17 protein-coding genes, 1 other RNA gene and 1 pseudogene are annotated in these 18,759 nt (G+C 61.9%); 9 read left to right on the forward strand and 10 right to left on the reverse strand.

Annotated elements, in window-relative coordinates:
• Positions 1 to 88: 88 nt before the first annotated feature.
• The 4 genes from QN219_RS10820 to QN219_RS10835 form a co-directional block, all read right to left on the reverse strand.
• Complete coding sequence (locus QN219_RS10820) at positions 89 to 835, reverse strand: YebC/PmpR family DNA-binding transcriptional regulator (RefSeq protein ID WP_283999657.1); 747 nt, start codon at positions 833 to 835, stop codon at positions 89 to 91.
• A 131-nt stretch (positions 836 to 966) separates the two neighbouring features.
• The gene (locus tag QN219_RS10825; protein WP_283999658.1) at positions 967 to 1,800 is read right to left on the reverse strand and encodes an MBL fold metallo-hydrolase; all 834 of its coding nucleotides are present in this window, start codon (positions 1,798 to 1,800) and stop codon (positions 967 to 969) included.
• A 272-nt stretch (positions 1,801 to 2,072) separates the two neighbouring features.
• Positions 2,073 to 5,255 (reverse strand): multidrug efflux RND transporter permease subunit, encoded by a 3,183-nt coding sequence (locus QN219_RS10830; RefSeq protein ID WP_283999660.1) that lies wholly within the window; start codon positions 5,253 to 5,255, stop codon positions 2,073 to 2,075.
• Positions 5,252 to 6,412, reverse strand: a complete 1,161-nt coding sequence (locus QN219_RS10835; protein ID WP_283999661.1) for an efflux RND transporter periplasmic adaptor subunit — start codon at positions 6,410 to 6,412, stop codon at positions 5,252 to 5,254. The genes QN219_RS10830 and QN219_RS10835 overlap by 4 nt, the downstream gene beginning before the upstream one ends.
• Before the next feature lie 101 nt (positions 6,413 to 6,513).
• On the opposite strand from QN219_RS10835, the gene QN219_RS10840 reads away from it, so the two are divergent.
• On the forward strand, positions 6,514 to 6,732 hold the full coding sequence (locus QN219_RS10840) for a hypothetical protein (RefSeq protein ID WP_283999662.1): 219 nt from the start codon (positions 6,514 to 6,516) through the stop codon (positions 6,730 to 6,732).
• Here QN219_RS10840 and QN219_RS10845 read toward each other — a convergent pair.
• Both QN219_RS10845 and QN219_RS10850 read right to left on the reverse strand, forming a co-directional pair.
• On the reverse strand, positions 6,701 to 7,525 hold the full coding sequence (locus QN219_RS10845) for a TIGR00282 family metallophosphoesterase (RefSeq protein WP_173509180.1): 825 nt from the start codon (positions 7,523 to 7,525) through the stop codon (positions 6,701 to 6,703). The two genes, QN219_RS10840 and QN219_RS10845, sit on opposite strands and share 32 nt — an antisense overlap.
• 130 nt (positions 7,526 to 7,655) lie before the next feature.
• Positions 7,656 to 8,237, reverse strand: a complete 582-nt coding sequence (locus QN219_RS10850) for a 5-formyltetrahydrofolate cyclo-ligase (protein WP_283999663.1) — start codon at positions 8,235 to 8,237, stop codon at positions 7,656 to 7,658.
• A 431-nt stretch (positions 8,238 to 8,668) separates the two neighbouring features.
• On the opposite strand from QN219_RS10850, the gene QN219_RS10855 reads away from it, so the two are divergent.
• Entirely contained in the window at positions 8,669 to 8,875 is a 207-nt protein-coding gene (locus tag QN219_RS10855; RefSeq protein WP_283999665.1) for a transcriptional regulator, read from the forward strand.
• Here QN219_RS10855 and QN219_RS10860 read toward each other — a convergent pair.
• The gene (locus tag QN219_RS10860) at positions 8,870 to 9,100 is read right to left on the reverse strand and encodes a hypothetical protein (RefSeq protein ID WP_283999666.1); all 231 of its coding nucleotides are present in this window, start codon (positions 9,098 to 9,100) and stop codon (positions 8,870 to 8,872) included. The two genes, QN219_RS10855 and QN219_RS10860, sit on opposite strands and share 6 nt — an antisense overlap.
• A gap of 77 nt (positions 9,101 to 9,177) precedes the next feature.
• On the opposite strand from QN219_RS10860, the pseudogene QN219_RS10865 reads away from it, so the two are divergent.
• Positions 9,178 to 10,090: pseudogene (locus QN219_RS10865) on the forward strand (LysR family transcriptional regulator).
• Positions 10,091 to 10,140: 50 nt separating this feature from the next.
• Here the strand turns inward: QN219_RS10865 and ssrS are convergent.
• The 3 genes from ssrS to QN219_RS10880 all read right to left on the reverse strand — a co-directional run bounded on the left by ssrS (position 10,141) and on the right by QN219_RS10880 (position 11,014).
• Positions 10,141 to 10,299, reverse strand: a non-coding RNA gene (gene ssrS / locus QN219_RS10870) — 6S RNA.
• Positions 10,300 to 10,356: 57 nt separating this feature from the next.
• Positions 10,357 to 10,734: a cell division protein ZapA gene (locus tag QN219_RS10875; RefSeq protein WP_283999669.1), complete on the reverse strand. Its 378-nt coding sequence runs from the start codon at positions 10,732 to 10,734 to the stop codon at positions 10,357 to 10,359.
• 10 nt (positions 10,735 to 10,744) lie between these two features.
• The gene (locus tag QN219_RS10880; protein WP_283978587.1) at positions 10,745 to 11,014 is read right to left on the reverse strand and encodes a DUF4164 domain-containing protein; all 270 of its coding nucleotides are present in this window, start codon (positions 11,012 to 11,014) and stop codon (positions 10,745 to 10,747) included.
• 520 nt (positions 11,015 to 11,534) lie between these two features.
• On the opposite strand from QN219_RS10880, the gene tkt reads away from it, so the two are divergent.
• The 6 genes from tkt (at position 11,535) to QN219_RS10910 (ending at position 18,757) form a co-directional block, all read left to right on the forward strand.
• Positions 11,535 to 13,517 (forward strand): transketolase, encoded by a 1,983-nt coding sequence (tkt, locus tag QN219_RS10885; protein WP_283999670.1) that lies wholly within the window; start codon positions 11,535 to 11,537, stop codon positions 13,515 to 13,517.
• Between the two features lie 71 nt (positions 13,518 to 13,588).
• Positions 13,589 to 14,599, forward strand: coding sequence for a type I glyceraldehyde-3-phosphate dehydrogenase (gene gap / locus QN219_RS10890; protein ID WP_283999671.1), 1,011 nt, complete (start codon positions 13,589 to 13,591; stop codon positions 14,597 to 14,599).
• A gap of 5 nt (positions 14,600 to 14,604) precedes the next feature.
• Positions 14,605 to 15,180, forward strand: a complete 576-nt coding sequence (locus QN219_RS10895) for a putative glycolipid-binding domain-containing protein (RefSeq protein WP_283999672.1) — start codon at positions 14,605 to 14,607, stop codon at positions 15,178 to 15,180.
• Positions 15,181 to 15,193: 13 nt separating this feature from the next.
• Entirely contained in the window at positions 15,194 to 16,393 is a 1,200-nt protein-coding gene (locus tag QN219_RS10900) for a phosphoglycerate kinase (protein WP_283999673.1), read from the forward strand.
• Between the two features lie 244 nt (positions 16,394 to 16,637).
• Positions 16,638 to 17,663: a class I fructose-bisphosphate aldolase gene (locus QN219_RS10905; protein WP_283999674.1), complete on the forward strand. Its 1,026-nt coding sequence runs from the start codon at positions 16,638 to 16,640 to the stop codon at positions 17,661 to 17,663.
• A gap of 176 nt (positions 17,664 to 17,839) precedes the next feature.
• Positions 17,840 to 18,757: a PhzF family phenazine biosynthesis protein gene (locus QN219_RS10910; protein ID WP_283999675.1), complete on the forward strand. Its 918-nt coding sequence runs from the start codon at positions 17,840 to 17,842 to the stop codon at positions 18,755 to 18,757.
• Positions 18,758 to 18,759: the final 2 nt, after the last annotated feature.

The raw sequence follows: 18,759 nt of genomic DNA on the forward strand, positions 1-18,759 counted from the left end.
TGATACTTCGTCGGCAGCGACGTCATGCTGAAACAAAAGACCCGCGTTCCACTCGGAGCGCGGGTCTTTTTCGTCAGATCAAGGAAACCTAGGCCGAAAGCCTGGCAAGAACCTCATCGGAAACGTCGAAGTTCGAATAGACGTTCTGAACGTCGTCATCGTCTTCGAGATTGTCGATCAGCTTCATCAGCGACTGTGCCTTTTCCTCGTCCACCGGCACAGCGTTCTGCGCCTTCCAGATCGCCTTGACGGTTTCCGCTTCGCCAAGAACCTCCTCGAGGGCCTTCGAGACCTCGCCGATGTCCTCGAAGCCACAGATGATCGTGTGGCCGTCTTCGTCCGTCGTCACGTCATCGGCACCTGCTTCGATGGCCGCTTCCATGACCTTGTCGGCATCGCCGACGGAAAGCTTGTAGGTGATTTCGCCGACGCGATCGAAGGAGAAGGAAACCGAGCCGGTTTCGCCAAGCGCGCCGCCAGCCTTGGTGAAGGTCGAGCGAACATTCGAGGCGGTGCGGTTGCGGTTGTCGGTCAGCGCCTCGACGATGACGGCGACGCCGCCCGGGCCGTAGCCCTCGTAACGGACTTCCTCGTAGTTCTCCGCATCGCCGCCCGATGCCTTCTTGATTGCCCGCTCGATATTGTCCTTCGGCATCGACTGCGCCTTGGCGTTCTGGATTGCGAGCCTGAGGCGCGGGTTCATCGCAGGGTCGGGCATGCCGGATTTTGCCGCGACGGTAATTTCGCGCGCGAGCTTGGAAAACATTTTCGAGCGCACCGCATCCTGACGGCCCTTGCGGTGCATGATGTTCTTGAACTGTGAATGGCCAGCCATGGCACCCTCTGCATGCATGAAAATTTAATGAGATGGGGCGCCTTATAGTTTTATTGCCGCGCCCCGTCCAGCAGGGGGCCGCGTCTTTTCAGTTGCGGCAAATGGCGACCGTGATCGAAACGGCGCCTCACTCACATGCCCTTCAGCACATAAATCAACGGCTTGCTCGGCAAGGACCGGAGCGAGACCTTGACGGTCGCCCCCGTGGCAAAGCTTTTGTCAAAGCCGTCGCCGAACATTGCCAGAAAATCGTCGATCAACGGCGGCCGGTGCATCGGCAGGATCAGCGCCGCACGCAGGCGGGAAACGACGCGGCTCATGCTTTCGGCCCCCATGGTCAGGCCGCCGTCGACCGGCACCATCAGCACGTCTAGCCGGCCGATCTGGCGGTAATGGCTGTCGTCGAGCTCGTAGTGCAGGTGACCGAGATGGCCGATGCAGAGCCCCGCGACCTCGAAGATGAAGATCGAATTGCCGTTGAGTTCCATGCCTCCGTAACCGGAGCGTATGTCCGTCGTCACATTGCGGATATAGGCGTCGCCGACGACCAGATCATGGTCGGCCGCCTCGCCATCCTCGCCCCAGCCGTGCAGGATGTGGCGAATGGCAGTATCCGGCGTCAGCGTGTAATGGCTGGAATGGGCCTTGTTCATCGTCACCACGGTGGGCGGCGCGGGAGGCCGGAACCAGCCGTTGTAGTCCGTGGCGATCGAAACACCGCCCGGCGTTTCGATCAGGAATGTCGAGTGGCCGAGATAGGTTATGTCGACCTCGCTGTCGGCTGCGGCCGCAAGCGTTGCTCCCGGAGGCGTGACGCTGACGAACGTCGCCTTCGGCGTTGCTTCCGCGATCGCCTGGCATTGGCTCACCGGGGGCGGAGACTGCTGCGCATGGGCATGTTCCGGCCAGAATGTATGGATCAGCCAGATGGTGGCCAGAGTGTAGGCAAGGTATCGGAGCAGCATCCTTCACCCCTCACACGCGTTTTTAGAGCGGGATGAGGAAAAGTGTGCGCGGTTTTCCGCCGCATCCCGCTCTAACTCATTAGAATAGATCACGATGACTTTAGGTCGATAAGACCTAAAGTCATCGTGATCTAGCGCGTGGCAGGATCATTCAAGGTCGCCGCTCCGTCCAGCGCCAAACAACCGCCAGCGCTCACAATCGCGTCATTGTCCGCATTTCTCGAACGCCCCGGCTCGAAGCGTTTCCTTCAGGCCGACCCAAGGGGACATGGTCATTCCGCCGGCGCCCCTGCCGCTTCTCCCTTGATGACCTTGGCGCGTTTCCTGCCCAGAGAGCGCAGCGTCACATAGAAGACGGGCGTCAGGAACAGGCCGAGAAACGTCACGCCCAGCATGCCGGAAAAGACGGCAGTGCCTAGCGACTGGCGCATTTCGGCCCCCGGACCTGTTGCGATCACCAGCGGCACGACGCCGAGGATGAAGGCAAAGGCGGTCATCAGGATCGGCCGAAGCCTCACCCGGCTTGCGTCGATCGCCGCTTCGACCGGCGTCTTGCCTTCTTCCTCTCCTTGCCTCGCGAATTCGACGATCAGGATCGCGTTCTTCGCGGCGAGGCCGATCAGCACGATGAGGCCGATCTGCGTGAGCACGTTGTTGTCGAACCCTCGGATGGAGACGCCGAGAAGCGCGGCGAGAACGGCAAGCGGCACAATCAGGATGATCGCCAGCGGCAGCACCCAGCTTTCATATTGTGCGGCCAGCGCGAGGAAGACGAAAATCACCGAAAGCGCAAAGATGAAGGCGGCCGTGTTGCCTGTCTGGCGTTCCTGGAAGGCAAGCTCCGTCCATTCGAAGGTGGTGCCTTGCGGCAGGACCTGCGCGGCGAGATCCTCCATCTTGTCGAGTGCCGTGCCGGTGGAGACGCCAGGCGCCGGATTGCCCTGGAGCGGCACTGAAACATACATGTTGTAGCGCTGGACGAGCGAAGGTCCGCTGGTATCGCGGATCTCGACGAGCGTTCCGAGCGGTACCAGCGCACCCGACGCGGAACGCACCTTCAGAGCGAGAATATCCTCCCTCTCGACGCGATATTCCTGGTCGGCTTGGGCGCGAACCTGGTAGACACGGCCGAATGCATTGAAATCGTTGACATAGGACGTTCCCAGATTGATCGAGAGCGTCTCGAAGATATTCGGAATCGGCACGTTCAATGCTCGCGCCTTGTCGCGGTCGATCGCCAGGAAGAATTGCGGGCTCGATGCCGAGAAGGTGGTGAAGACCCCGGTCAGCCCTTCGGTCTGGTTGGCCATGCCCATCATCTGGCGGGCAAGCCCGAGTGCACGGCGCATGTCGGCGCTCTGGCGGTCCATGATCTGCATCTTGAAGCCACCGGCATTGCCGATGCCGCGCACGGACGGCGGCGGAATGGCAATGATGAAGGCCTCCTGGATGCTCTGCATCGTGCCGAAGATCTGACCGATGATCTGGGTGGCGCTCTGCCCGTTGGCGAGCCGTTCCTCGAAACTGTCGAAGGGCGTGAAGATGACACCGGAGTTGGACGCATTGGTGAAGGTCGCGCCACTGAAACCGGCAAAGGCGACGGCGTCCCTGACGCCGGGCACTTCCCTGATCATCGCCGATGCCCGCTGCACGACCGCGTCGGTCCGTTCGAGCGAGGCGCCGTCCGGAAGCTGGATAACGACGATGGCATAGCCTTGGTCCATCGTCGGAATGAAACCGCGCGGCACCACCTGCGCCATGTACCAGGTGGCACCAAGGAGGCCGACGAAAACGATGAGCGCGGCCGCGAGCGCCGTTCGTGTCTCGACGAGGTTGCGCACCACCCATCCGTAGCCATCGGCCATGCGATCGAAGCCACGGTTGAACCCATTGGCGAGCGCCCGACCGAAGCGTGTGATCGGATTGCGGCTTTCATGCTCGTGATTTTCATGCGGCCGCAACAGAATGGCTGCAAGCGCCGGCGAAAGCGTTAGAGAATTGAGCGCAGAGATGACTGTCGCCACCGCAATGGTCACCGCAAACTGCAGATAGAACTGGCCGGCTATGCCGGGAATGAAGGCGGTCGGGACGAACACCGCGGTCAAGACGAGCGAAATTGCGATGACCGCCGCACCAACCTCGTCCATCGTCACATGCGCCGCCTCCCTCGGGGTCATGCCTTGCGCCAGATTGCGCTCGACGTTCTCGACGACGACGATCGCGTCATCGACGACGATGCCGATCGCAAGCACCAGCCCGAAGAGCGTCAGCATGTTCAGCGAGAAGCCGAAGGCAAAAAGCAGCGCGAAGGTACCGATCAGCGAGACGGGGATCGCCACGATGGGAATGATCGCAGTGCGCCAGGATTGCAGGAAAACGATGACGACGAGGGCTACGAGGAGCGCGGCCTCGCCGATCGTCTTGTAGACCTCATTGATCGACTCCGCGATGAATTCCGTCGGATTGTAGATGATCCTGTATTCCAGCCCCTCCGGAAAATCCTTCGAAAGCTCCGCCATGGTGGCCTGGATCGCTTCCGCCGCGGCGAGCGCGTTGGTGCCAGGGCGCGAGAAGATGCCGAGCGCGACGGCGGGGCTGCCGTTCAGATAGCTGTTGGTGACGTATTCGCGGGCGCCGAGCTCGACGCGGGCGACATCCTGCAACTGCACAAGCCTGCCGTCTTCCGTGGCCTTGACGATCACGTAGCGGAACTGCCGGGCGTCGCTGAAACGCCCGTCCGTCGTAACCGTGTACTGGAAGGCGCTGTCGCCGGACATCGGAGGGCCGCCGATGGCACCGCCAGAAACCTGGACGTTCTGCTCGCGCAGCGCCTCGACCACATCACCCGAGGTCATGCCGTAGGCGGAGAGCTTCTGCGGATCGAGCCACACGCGCAGCGCATATTCGCGCTCGCCGAACAGGGTAACATCACCGACGCCGTCCAGCCGAACGAGCAGATCGCGGATGCGCGTACGGGCGTAGTTCGAGACATAGAGTTGGTCGTAGCGATCGTTCGGGGACAGCAGATGAACGACCATCATCAGGTCCGGCGAGCTCTTGGTCGTGGTGACACCGATGCGCCGGACCTCCTCCGGCAGTCGCGGTTCGGCGACGGAAACGCGGTTCTGCACCAGCACCTGCGCCTGGTCGAGGTCCGCGCCGAGCTTGAACGTGATCGTCAATGCCATCGAGCCGTCGGCAGTGGAATAGGAGGACATGTAGAGCATGTTCTCGACGCCGTTGATTTCCTGTTCGAGCGGCGTGGCGACCGTATTGGCGATGGTCTCGGCATCCGCCCCCGGATAGGAGGCGCGCACGACGATGGTGGGCGGGGCGATTTCCGGATATTGCGCCACCGGCAACTGAAAATAGGCGATGCCGCCGACGATCAGGAGAACGATCGACAGCACCGAAGCGAAGATCGGCCGATCGACGAAGAAGTGCGCAAATCTCATTGGGCATTCTCCGCCGCCTGCGCTGCTTCCTGCGGCAGCACGACGAGTTCGGGCTTCACCTTCGCGCCCGGTCGAGCGCGGATAAGACCGTTGACGATGATCGTCTCTTCGCCCGTCATGCCGCTGCGAATGACCCGGTAGCCATGCAGTCGCGGACCGAGACGCACGGGCTTGGTCATGACGCTTCCATCCTCGCTGACTTCGTAGACGACGCGTTCGCTCTGGTCAGCGGCGATCGCCTCATCAGGAACGAGGATCGCCTTGTAGGTATTAGAGCCTTCAACCTCCACGCGCCCGAAGAGGCCCGGCTGCAGGATGAAGTTCGGGTTCGCGAACCGGGCGCGCAGGCGCATCGTGCCTGTCTGGTTGTCGACCCTGTTTTCCGAGAAATCGAGCTTGCCTTCGAATGGTCGTTCGGTCGCGTCGGCGATCGTCACCAATACGCTGAGCGCTCCACCGCCCTCCTGAAGCACGCTGCCCCGCTCCCGCGCCGTGCGGGCGTAGGAAAGCACCCGCCGCTCGTCGACGTCGAAATAGAAATCGATCGGATCGAGCGAAACGATCGTCGTCAACACGGTCTGATCCGCCTGGACGAGGTTGCCCGGCGACAACAGGCGCCGGTCGACGCGGCCGCTCAGCGGTGCAGTGATCGTCGTATATTCGAGATCGAGCCTGGCCCGCTCGACGGCTGCCTCGGAGCCGCGCACATTGGCCTGCGCCGCAAGCAGCGCACGACGATCGTCATCGAGCGCGGACACTGAGAGCGTGCCTGTACCGGCAAGCGATTCCGTGCGTTTGAACTGTGATTCCGCGAACTGAAGCGTCGACCGCGCCGCTTCAAGCGAGGCTTCGGCCTGGGAGAGAGCGGTGCGGAACGGCCGCTGGTCGATGACGAAAAGCTTGTCGCCTTTTTTCACCAGTGCACCGTCGGTAAAGAGGACCTGGTCAAGATAGCCACCGACCCGGGAGCGGACGGCGACCTCGTCGACGGCTTCGAAGCGGCCGATGAATTCGTCAGCGTCGATCACATCGCGCACCACCGGCTTGGCGACGGTCACAGTCGGCGGCGGCGGTGCGTTCTGGGCAGCCGCGGGCAATGCGGCAAGAAGAAAGAACGGAACGCTGAAGATTGTCGGCAAATGCCACTTTAGCAACATGCACGTCCTCCGAAAGCACCTGAAACCACCAATCGACCGGCACGAACCCGGGACATCCGGCGACACTGAAAACCCGAAGCAGAGCCTCCGGGCGGCATTAAATGGAAAACTTGCAAACGGCGGCCGCGTCCGGTGCGGCTCTGGATTTGACGCTAACCTGCCACCATTTGGTGGGGCTGTCACTTGAAAAAAGGCAACTCGGGAAAGACGATATGCAGCGCCGGATTGCCGGCGGCAAGCGCCAGAAATCGAGCGAAAAATCGCCAGATCGCGCGGGCTATCCTGGGATTACGACCAAAACTGCGGAATCGTCTCGCTGAGCCTCGGCCCAAGTCGGAGCGGCGCGATCTTCTCCGCAAGGCCCGTGCGATCGGAAATCTCGACGCCGACACCACAGATCGTTGCCGGGCCGGAAGCCGCCTCGAAGCGGCCCTTTGGCATCTTGGAGATGAACCGATTGAGCGGCTCTTCCTTGTCGATGCCGAGCGACGAGTCATAGTCCCCGCACATGCCGGCATCGCTCATATAGGCGGTGCCGCCGTTGAGGATCTGATGGTCGGCAGTCGGAACATGGGTGTGCGTTCCGACCACGAAGCTCGCGCGGCCGTCGACGAAATGGCCGAAGCATTGCTTTTCGCTGGTGGCCTCCGCATGGAAGTCGAAGACGATGGCGTCAGCCTGCTCCCCGAGCGGACAGGCATCGAGTATCGTCTCGGCGGCCTTGAAAGGGTCGTCGAGCTCGGGATGCATAAAGACCCGCCCCATGATGTTGGCCACCAGCACGCGGGCGCCGTTGCGGGCAAAGAAGAGATTGGATCCGCGCCCGGGCGTCCCGGCGGGATAGTTGGCGGGGCGCAGGAACTGGTCGTGCCTCTCGCAGAAGACCACCGCTTCCTTCTGGTCCCACACATGATTGCCGGTCGTCACCACGTCGGCGCCGGCATTGATCGTTTCCAGGAAGATGTCTTCGGTAATGCCGAAGCCGCCGGCGGCGTTCTCGCCGTTGACGATGACGAAGTCGAGCTTCAGGTCGCCGACCAATCCCGGGAGACGCTCCCAGACGGCCGTGCGGCCCGTCTTGCCAACCATGTCCCCCAGAAAAAGAAGTCGCATGCCCGTTCAATCCCGCTTGGATCACCATGGTTTGGTTCAAATCGACCCGAAGCCACAACGTGATCGGTTCTAAAACTAGAGCGGGGTGCGGCGGAAACCGCGCACTTTCCTCGTTCCGCTCTAACTTTCCTCATTCCGCTCTAAAATGCCGAAAACCGCTCTCCGTCAGCACAGCGTCAAGCGCGACGTCGTGCGGTTCAGCCGGCACTGATGCCACTTCCTGGCAGTCGAATGCAATGCCGATCAATCGCGGCATGTGACCTTTGCGGCGCAATCGGTCGATTGCCCGGTCATAATAGCCGGCACCATAGCCGATCCGGTGGCCCACCGAATCGAAGGCCGAAAGCGGCACGAGCATGATGTCGGGATCGATCTCAGGGGCGTCCGCCCCCGGCCCCGTCGTGCCGAAGCCGGTCTGGACCACCGCCACGCCGTCGACGAGTTCGCGAAAAAGGATGGTGTTCTTGTCGATGATCACCGGCAGGCAGAGCCGCGCGCCGCGATCCTTGAGCCGTACCATCAGCGGCCGAATGTCCGCTTCCGAGCGAATCGGCCAGAAGCCGGAAACGACATGACCGGGATCGAGTGCGATGACATCGCCGGCGTGGTCGGCCATGGAAAGGCTCGCCTCGATACGCACTTCCAACGGCATCGCATCCCGCAAGGCCAGGCGTTCCTTTCGCAGCGCTGCCTTCAAATCCTTCGGTGACATCCGAGACCTCTCCCTGCGGGCTCCTCGCCCTTCATGCCGGTTTAGCGCAAAAGCCTACCGCATGTTTCCTTAAATCGGAGAGGATTAAGGATAAAAACATGCAGTAATTCAAGGTGCTACAGCGACCTCTGTGCGCCTGATAAAAACGCACGGCTCTGTAGTTGCTGAAAACATGCTGCCGCCGCTTTTGCAACACTGCGCAACAATCCTCCGCGTCTTTCCCATTTCGGGGCAGCGTTGGCGCATCATTCATCACTAGGGTCAAAACTCAATTAGGATATTGAACGCACGGCGCTCTAGGCACGGTTCCGTTTTCGAAAGCCGCCTGCCGTGTGCAGATACGCTCGCGATTTCAAATAATTAGCTCAGGCTAATCCCGCGTGCATTGCGGCAGCGCGGCCTTGCGAGCGAGAGTGGGCGGGCGAAAGTCCATGGCGGAAGAGATGAATCAGCTCGACGCCCTCGAATTGCGCTGCCTCGCCCTTGCGGCCTGCGGCAGGAGCCGGCAGGACGTGTGTGAGACGGACATTCCGATGGAACGCATCGACAAGGCGCTCGACGGCGCGATGCGGAAACTGCAGCCAGGAAATCTCGCCGAAGCGATCTTTCGCGCAGCGAGGCTCGAGCTGATTTCATAACATCCAGTGGGAACGATAGACGGCTTCGAGGCGCGCGCCGTCCAGACCCGCTGGCGAGCGACGCCCACTCAGGCCAACGTCCTTGAGCAATCGCGGATTGTCCCACGGTGCCTCGCGGGGCTGCGCGAGCTGCGACGCCTGCCAGGCACGCCAGTGCTCAAGCAGCGAACGGAGTTGCACGATCGAGGAAGCGCTGGCGGAACGGGCAGTGAAGGGCATGCTCATGAGCGGATCTCCGAAAGGACGCTCGAAAGAGTTGTATTTTCCGCTATTCGTTGACATCTGGCAAACGAATTGCGAACATACCTATCATCAGATTTTCTGATGGATAGTTACATGTCCCTTCCACTCGACAGCGATCTCCTGAGGACCTTCCTTGCGGTTGCCGACGCCGGCAATCTGACCAAGGCGGCCGACAACGTCGGCCGCACCCAGTCGGCCGTGAGCATGCAGATCAAGAAGCTTGAGGACATGCTGGGCGATGCGCTGTTCGACCGGCATTCGCGCGGGGTCGTGCTGACGACGCAAGGCCGCCGCCTTATCGATAATGCGCGGCGTATCGTCGCCCTCCTCGATGACACGGCGGCGTCCATGCGCCAGCCGGCCTTGGACGGCTCGGTCAGGATCGGCATCCCCGAGGAATACATCAACTCCACCCTGCCAAAAGCCTTGGGTGCGTTCGCCGCCATCCATCCTGGCGTGGAGGTCACGGTGCAACAGGGTACGTCGATGTCCAACCTGGCAGCGCTGGAGGCGGGCGAGATCGATATCGCCATCGTTTTCGAGCCGGGCGGACGCAGCAAGAACGAGGTCCTCATGGTGGATCCAACCGTCTGGGTGACCTCGGATCAACACGGCATACACGAGCGGCAGCCCCTGCCGATCGCCGCCTATACCTATGCAGCGGGCGGATGGTGCGACGACCTGGCGATGCAGAATCTGAAGAAGCGTGGGAGACGGAGCCGCGTCGCCTATGTCAGCCGCACGAGCGGGGGTCTGATTGCCGCCGTCGTTTCGGGTCTTGCGATCGCGCCGCTGTCGCGCAGCGCCATACCGGCCGGTTGCCGCGAACTGACAGAGGACGACGGCTTCGGCGTCATCGACATGTCGAACGTGGTGCTGCGCACGAGATCGGAGAACCGATCACCGACGACCGATGCAATGGCCGATGCCATTCGCAGCGCTTTCCTGGGCACTGCAGTGCCGCGCGTCTGACAAGACGCGCAAAGGATGCTGTAGCAGTAGGATCCGCCACAAAAAGGAAAGTGCGATCCACGACGACCGGTGGATTGTTTACGATCCCGGGTGCCTACAAAGTAGGTGGGCGCCGTGTGTCCGAACCCACGAGTTCGGCCAGGGACAGCTCCCTTGAGATCGTGTATGGCCCCGGGGATTGTGGTTCCTGTCGGGAAGCGCAGACCGCGCGCTCAGATATAGAGGCTCTTGGCCGTTTTCGCCAGAGGCGTTTTTAAAGAAGACGATCAGTTCGCCGGAGCGCCGGCGCGGCCGTTGAGCTTGGCGGCGATGCTGTGGATCTGGGCGGTCACTTCGCTCAGCGCCGAGGCGAGCGCCTCCTCGCTGCGCGCCTGCTCTGAAAGCTGAACATCGCGTCCGCTCTTCAGGTTGCCCAGTTCCGTCTCGAGGTTCTTGAGCCGGCGATTGACCTCGCTGAGTTCATCCATGACCATGATGCCGGCCATCACGGTCAGCCGCAGGTCGCCGATTTCTCCGAACTGTCCCTTGAGGTGGCCCACATATTGATCGAATCTCGCCGCGAGGTCGCTCAGGTGATCTTCCTGCCCTTCCTCGCAGGCCATCCGGTAGGCCTTGCCGTCGATCGTCACCGTTACCTGCGCCATAGCGTAAACCTCAACGATCCAGCACCGCTCGAATGGTTTCCATCGCCGTCACCAGGCGACGGGAGACTTCGCGGTTGACCTCTTCCAGCCGATTGGCCCGGAACTGGGACTGATCGAGTTCCTGCGCCAGCCGCGAGCGATCGATATTGACCCGCCGCACCTCGCCCTCGAACTCGCTCAAATCCCTTTCCTTGTCGAAACGACCGTCTATCGCGCCCTCAAGCGACTGCACCGCGTTCCGTAGCTCCTCGATCGCCGCTTTGACCGTCTTTGCCGGCATGCTCCCGATACCTCTCTAGAGCGGGATGAGGAAAAGTGTGAAGCGGATTTCCGCCCCGCCCTAAATCAATCTGCCACTGCATGATTCCTCAAATCGAAATCGATCTAAGGACAAAATCATGTAGCATCTCAAACCGCTACAGCGACCCTAGCGCGTCCGATTGGACGCGCGGCGCCGTAGAGTCGTCTACACGTTCCCCGAACGCGGCGCTCCGGAAGAGCCGAATCGCCAGACGCAGTCCGCTGCTTCGCCTCGGTTCTTTTTAAACCCATTATATAAGTCTCAACAATGCCCCGTGCGGCAAAACGCCGTCGGAAGCTGTGGATCATTGCTCCCGAGCAATCGCACTCATACTGTATGCTGCCCGCACAAGAACGGTATCGAAAAGCACGTCGCCATTTGGCCGCGGAAGGCCCGTATTTATTGACTCGCGTGGAGCACCTGCTATGTGTCTGCCGCTTCTCACACGGTCTTGGAGGATAGAGACCGTCCCTGGCCACCGAACTCAAACGGAACAGTCATGATCTCTCGCGAAAAACACGATCGGATGGCAAATGCGATCCGCTTCCTCTCCATGGACGCCGTCGAGAAGGCAAATTCCGGCCACCCGGGTCTCCCTATGGGCGCTGCCGATATCGCAACGGTCCTCTTCACGCGATACCTCAGCTTCGACCCCAAGAATCCCGCCTGGCCCAACCGCGACCGCTTCGTGCTTTCGGCCGGCCACGGCTCGATGCTGCTCTACTCGCTGCTCTATCTCACGGGCTACGAGGACATCACCATCGACGAGATCAAGAACTTCCGTCAGCTTGGCTCGCGCACGGCCGGTCATCCGGAATACGGCCATGCGGCCGGCATCGAGACCACCACCGGCCCGCTCGGCCAGGGCCTCGCGAATTCGGTTGGCATGGCGATCGCCGAGCGCAAGCTGCGTGACGAGTTCGGCAGCGACCTGATGGAGCACTATACCTACGTGCTCGCCGGCGACGGCTGCCTGATGGAAGGCATCAGCCAGGAAGCGATCGCGCTTGCCGGCCACCTCAAGCTCAACAAGCTGATCGTCTTCTGGGACGACAACAACATCTCGATCGACGGCCCGATCTCGATCGCCGATTCGACCGACCAGCATGCCCGCTTCCGCGCCTGCAACTGGAACACCATCGCGATCGACGGCCACGATCCGGACGCGATTGCCGCCGCGATCGAACAGGCCCAGAAATCCGACAAGCCGACGATGATCGCCTGCAAGACCGTCATCGGTTTCGGCGCCCCGAACAAGGCCGGTACGCACAAGGTCCATGGTTCGCCGCTCGGCGCCGACGAAATCGCGGCCACCCGCAAGGCGCTTGGCTGGGAGGCCGAAGCCTTTAGCGTTCCTTCGGACGTGCTCGACGCCTGGCGTCTCGCCGGCCTTCGCTCGACCAAGGTGCGCAAAGACTGGGAAGAGCGCCTCGAAAAGACCGAGACTGAGAAGAAGGCACAGTTCATCCGCCGCTTCTCCGGCGAACTCGAAGGCAGCCTTGCCTCCGCAATCAGCGCCTACAAGCAGAAACTCGCTGACACCAAGCCGTCGCCCGCGACCCGCAAGGCTTCCGAGGACGCGCTCGAAGTCATCAACGGTGTTCTCGCCGAGACGATCGGAGGCTCCGCCGACCTCACCGGCTCGAACAACACCAAGACGAGCCAGACCCATTCGATCACCCCGGACAACTTCTCCGGCCGCTACATTCACTATGGCGTGCGCGAGCACGGCATGGCGGCGGCGATGAACGGCATGGCGCTGCATGGCGGCCTCATCCCCTATTCCGGCGGCTTCCTGATCTTCTCGGACTATTGCCGTCCGTCGATCCGCCTTGCCGCGCTGATGGGCATCCGCGTCATCCATGTGCTGACCCATGATTCCATTGGTCTCGGCGAAGACGGCCCGACCCACCAGCCGGTCGAGCACATGGCCTCTCTGCGCGCCATTCCGAACCTGTTGATGTTCCGTCCCGCCGACGCGACGGAAACGGCCGAATGCTGGCAGCTCGCGCTCGAAAGCCATAACCGTCCGTCCGGCATCGCGCTTACGCGCCAGAACCTGATGGCCGTGCGCACGGAGTATGAGGAAGAAAATCTCTGCGCCCGCGGCGCCTACGACCTGATTTCCGCAAGCGACGCCCAGGTGACGATCTTCGCCACCGGCTCGGAAGTCGAGATCGCCGTCAAGGCCTGCCAGACGCTTACCGCCAAGGGTGTTTCGACGCGCGTCGTGTCGGTTCCCTGCTTCGAGCTCTTTGCCGAACAGAGCGAAGAATACCAGCAGGCGATCATTGGCGATTCACCGGTCAAGATTGCCGTCGAAGCCGGCGTCCGGCAGGGCTGGGATCACTTCATCGGCACCGGTGGCACGTTCATCGGCATGTCGAGCTTCGGCGCCTCCGGCCCCTACAAGGACCTCTACAGGCATTTCGGCATCACGCCGGAAGCCGTCGTAGCGGCCGCGGAAGCCAAACTGTCCTGATCAAGCCGGAGGGCGCTCCCCAAGGGCGCCCTCTTTCCGTACAATGCCATTCTGACAGGGAGAGACCCGACATGACAGTGAAAGTCGCCATCAACGGTTTTGGCCGCATCGGCCGCAACGTGCTCCGCGCGATCGTCGAATCCGGCCGCACCGACATCGAAGTCGTCGCCATCAACGACCTCGGCCCGGTCGAGACGAATGCGCATCTGCTGCGTTTCGATTCCATCCACGGCCGCTTCCCGGCAGACGTGAAGGTCGAGGGCGACTCCATCGTCATCAACAACGGCAAGCCGATCAAGGTAACCGCCATCCGCAACCCGGCTGAACTGCCGCACAAGGAACTCGGCGTCGATATCGCGATGGAGTGCACCGGCATCTTCACCGCCCGCGACAAGGCGGCCGCCCATCTCGAAGCCGGCGCCAAGCGCGTCATCGTTTCGGCCCCCGCGGACGGCGCCGATCTGACGGTCGTCTACGGCGTCAACCACGACAAGCTGACGAAGGACCACCTCGTCATCTCCAACGCATCCTGCACGACCAACTGCCTGGTGCCGGTCGCCAAGGTGCTGCATGACGCCATCGGCATCGACCACGGCATGATGACGACGATCCACTCCTACACCAACGACCAGCCGTCGCTCGACCAGATGCACAAGGATCTCTACCGTGCACGGGCGGCCGCCCTGTCGATGATCCCGACCTCCACCGGTGCTGCCAAGGCCGTCGGCCTCGTGCTGCCGGAACTGAAGGGCAAGCTCGACGGTGTCTCCGTGCGCGTGCCGACCCCGAATGTCTCGGTCGTCGATCTCAAGTTCGTTGCCAAGCGCGAGACGACCAAGGAAGAGGTCAACGCGGCCATCAAGGCGGCCGCCGATGGTCCGCTCAAGGGCATTCTCGGCTATACGCTTCAGCCGAACGTCTCCGTCGACTTCAACCATGACCCGCATTCCTCGATCTTCCATATGGACCAGACCAAGGTGATGGAAGGCAAGTTCGTGTCGATCCTGTCCTGGTACGACAACGAGTGGGGCTTCTCGAACCGCATGGCGGACACAGCGGTCGCCCTCGGCAAACTCCTCTAAGACCGATGTTTCGGGCCCTTTCCTCAACGACGGTGCGGTGGCGCCCGCTCGAAGGGGAAGGGCTCGAACATCTGAGCCTCAGGGCTCTCGAAGCAACGGCCGGCGCGGCCATCCGCGCCGAAAGCGTCGTTGTCGGCGAGCGCGGCGGCCGTCCTTATGGCCTGCGTTACCGGATCGACTGCGACGCGCACTGGCAAGTGATGTCGTTGCTGATCGAAACGACGGAAGGCAGGATGCTGCACCTGCTCTCAGACCGCCAGGGACATTGGCGCGACCTTAACGGCGTCGCGCTTCCTGAATTCGATGGCTGCGTTGACATCGACCTTGCCGGCACACCCTTTACCAACACGCTCCCGATCCGCAGGCTCAACCTGAGCCGGACGGCCGGCACCGCAAAGCTCAAGATGCTTTACGTGCCGTTCGACACCTTCGAACCCGTGATCGATGGCCAGCATTACACCTGCCTCGAAGACGGCAGGCTTTATCGCTACGAGGCCGAGGACCGAAGCTTTGCCGCCGACCTTCCCGTCGACGAGGACGGGCTCGTCACCGACTATCCCACCCTCTTCCGCAGACTTTGACCGGAGACACCTGATGACTTTCAAGACCCTCGATGACCTGACCGACATTGCCGGCAAGCGCGTGCTCGTGCGCGTCGATCTCAACGTGCCGGTCAAGGATGGCCAGGTCACCGACACGACCCGCATCGAGCGCGTTGCCCCGACCATTCGCGAGCTTTCCGAAAAGGGCGCCAAGGTCATCCTGCTTGCCCACTTCGGTCGTCCGAAGGGGGAGCCGGTTGCCGACATGTCGCTGAAGATGATCGCGCCCGCGGTCGAGGAAATTCTCGACCAGCGCGTTCATTTCGCCGCCGACTGCATCGGCGACAAGGCCGCCAATGCCATTGCCGAGATGAACGACGGCGATGTGCTGCTGCTCGAAAACACCCGCTTCCACAAGGGCGAGGAAAAGAACGATACGGCCTTCGTCACGGCGCTGGCCGCCAATGGCGACATCTACGTCAATGACGCCTTCTCCGCCGCCCATCGCGCCCATGCCTCGACCGAGGGGCTCGCGCACCACCTTCCGGCCTATGCGGGCCGCACGATGCAGGCCGAGCTCGAAGCCCTCGAAAAGGGCCTTGGCAACCCGAAGCGCCCGGTCGTCGCCATCGTCGGCGGCGCCAAGGTCTCGACCAAGATCGACCTGCTCCAGAACCTGGTGAAGAAAGTCGATGCCCTGGTGATCGGCGGCGGCATGGCCAATACCTTCCTCGCCGCACAGGGCATCGATGTCGGCAAGTCCCTCTGCGAGCATGACCTTGCGGACACGGCAAAGTCGATCATTGCCGCCGCGTCCGCGGCCGGCTGCGCCATCGTGCTGCCGGAAGACGGCGTCGTGGCCCGTGAGTTCAAGGCCGGCGCAGACAACGAAGTAGTCGACGTCAAGGCGATCCCGACTGACGCCATGATGCTGGATGTCGGCCCGAAATCGGTCACCGCGATCAACGACTGGATCTCCCGCGCCGAAACGCTCGTGTGGAACGGTCCGCTCGGTGCTTTCGAAATCACACCCTTCGACAAGGCGACCGTCGCTGCCGCCAAGCATGCGGCAGCCCGCACGAGGGCCGGTTCGCTCGTCTCGGTTGCCGGCGGCGGCGATACGGTCGCAGCCCTTAACCATGCCGAAGTCGCCGACGATTTCACCTATGTTTCGACGGCCGGCGGCGCCTTCCTCGAATGGATGGAAGGTAAGCCGCTACCGGGTGTCGACATCCTCCACCAGCAGAAGTGATGCAGGCCTTCCGACCCGGGCACACTCATGGGCCCGGGGTCGGAAGATAAAAATAATTATGATATTTCAAACGATTAAAATAATTTAAATCGTTTTAGTCGATTTTCCCGCCATTTTCCCGGACAATTTCTTCTGTTATCGCGCCTTATTCGGAACGCGGCGGACGCATCTGCGCCTCAGACCGAACTTGTTTTCATTCGTCGCCCGCTCCGTTCGTGATCGGCGCTGTCTAAGGAGAAAAAACATGAGCGAAAGACTGGAAGATATTGCGGTTGCGATGGTCGCCAATGGCCGGGGCCTGCTCGCCGCTGACGAGTCGACCGCAACAATAAAGAAGCGCTTCGACAGCATTGCACTGGAATCCACCGAGAACTCGCGCCGCGACTATCGCGAGATGCTGCTACGGTCGGAGGAAGCGATGCGCAACTACATCTCCGGCGTCATTCTTTATGAGGAAACGCTGTTCCAGAAGGCAGCCGACGGCACGCCGCTCGTCGAGATCATCCGGCAGGCAGGCTCGATTCCGGGCATCAAGGTCGACACCGGCGCAAAGCCCTTGCCCTATTTCGCCAAAGAGACGATCACCGAAGGCCTCGACGGCCTCGCGGCACGGCTCGCCAGGTATCATGAGGCCGGCGCCCGCTTTGCCAAATGGCGCGGCGTCATAGCCGTCTCCGATACCCTTCCGACCTGGGGTGCAGTGAAGGCCAACGCCCATGCGCTGGCCCGCTACGCGGCGCTCTGCCAGGAAGCGAAGATCGTGCCGATCGTCGAGCCGGAAGTGCTGATGGACGGCGCCCCCGGCGACCACTCGATCGAGCGTTCCGAAGAGGTTACGGAGTGGGTGCTGCGCACCGTGTTCGAAGAACTCGGCGACGTGCGCGTCAAGCTCGAAGGCATGATCCTGAAGCCGAGCATGGTGATCGACGGCAAGAAGGCGCGCAAGGCGTCCGTCGGCGAGGTTGCCGAGCGCACGGTCAAGGTGCTGAAGCGCACCGTTCCTTCCGCCGTTCCGGGCATCGCCTTCCTCTCCGGCGGCCAGTCGACGGAGGAAGCAACCGCGCACCTTTCCGCCATCAACACGGCGCACGACCTGCCCTGGAAGCTTACCTTCTCCTATGGCCGCGCCCTCCAGCAGGAGGCGCTCAATGCCTGGAACGGCAAGGCGGAAAACGTCGCCGCCGGCCAGCGCGCCTTCATCCATCGCGCGAAGATGTGCAGCCTCGCGGCCAAGGGCAGCTGGAAGAAGGACCTCGAAAAGGCCGCTTGAGCGGCGCAAGTTAAGGGGAGCGAGGAAAGGCCCGGCGGCAGCGATGTCGTCGGGCCTTTGCATGGGACGCATGACGACGCTCTCTCCGCGCGGCAATTGTCAGGGAGACAAGTTCGCTGTTTCAGACGGCTGGTCAAAGGCTCTAAATCCGTAATCCGATCGAGCAGGAGCCTTCAATGACGACCGTTTCCTTCGTCACCGTCGATGTTTTCACTTCCGAGCGCTTTGCCGGGAATCAGCTTGCCGTGATCCCGGACGCACGCGGATTGACCGATCGCCAGATGCAGGCGATCGCCACCGAGTTCGGCTATTCCGAAGCCACCTTCGTTCTTCCGCCGGACGATCCCGAAAACACCGCACGCGTGCGCATCTTCACGCCCACGACCGAAGTGCCCTTCGCCGGCCATCCGAATGTCGGCACCGCCTTCGTGCTCGGTCGACAATCGGAAATCTTCGACAAGTTGCCGGGCGACCACCTGCGTTTCGAGGAAAAGGCGGGATTGGTCGAGGTGGCCCTCTTGCGCCAAGACAGCGTTGTTACAGGCGCAAGCATCGTCGCGCCGCAGCAGCTTGCCGTCGGCCCCATCATTGACACAGCGACCATCGCCGCCTGCGCCTCACTCCGCCCGGAAAGCGTGAGCGATCGCTGCCACGCGCCGGTGCGGATTTCCGTCGGCCTCCCCTTCGCGGTCGCCGAAATCCTGGATGTGGAAACGCTCGCGGCGGCGCGTCCGAACGTCAGCGCCTTCGACGAGGCGAATGCCCGCTACCCACTTGCCGAAGACAGCTTCAGCCTGTTCCTCTACACCCGCACGCAGCAGCAGCCGTGGCAGATAAGAGCCCGCATGTTCGCGCCGCTCGACAATGTCATCGAGGACCCCGCAACCGGCAGCGCTTGCGCCGCGCTCGGCGCCTATCTCGTCTCGCTCCTTCCGGATGCCGACGCGGAAATCGAACTCACGATCGAGCAGGGAGTCGAGATGGGTCGGCGCAGCCTCATAGCCGTTGCCGTCAGCAAACAGGGCGGCTCGATCCGCAAGGTCGGCGTCTCAGGCGATTGCGTGGCCGTCATGCGCGGATCGATCGAGGTATGATT

The sequence above is a fragment of the Sinorhizobium sp. 8-89 genome (assembly GCF_030124325.1).
GTDB lineage: Bacteria > Pseudomonadota > Alphaproteobacteria > Rhizobiales > Rhizobiaceae > Sinorhizobium.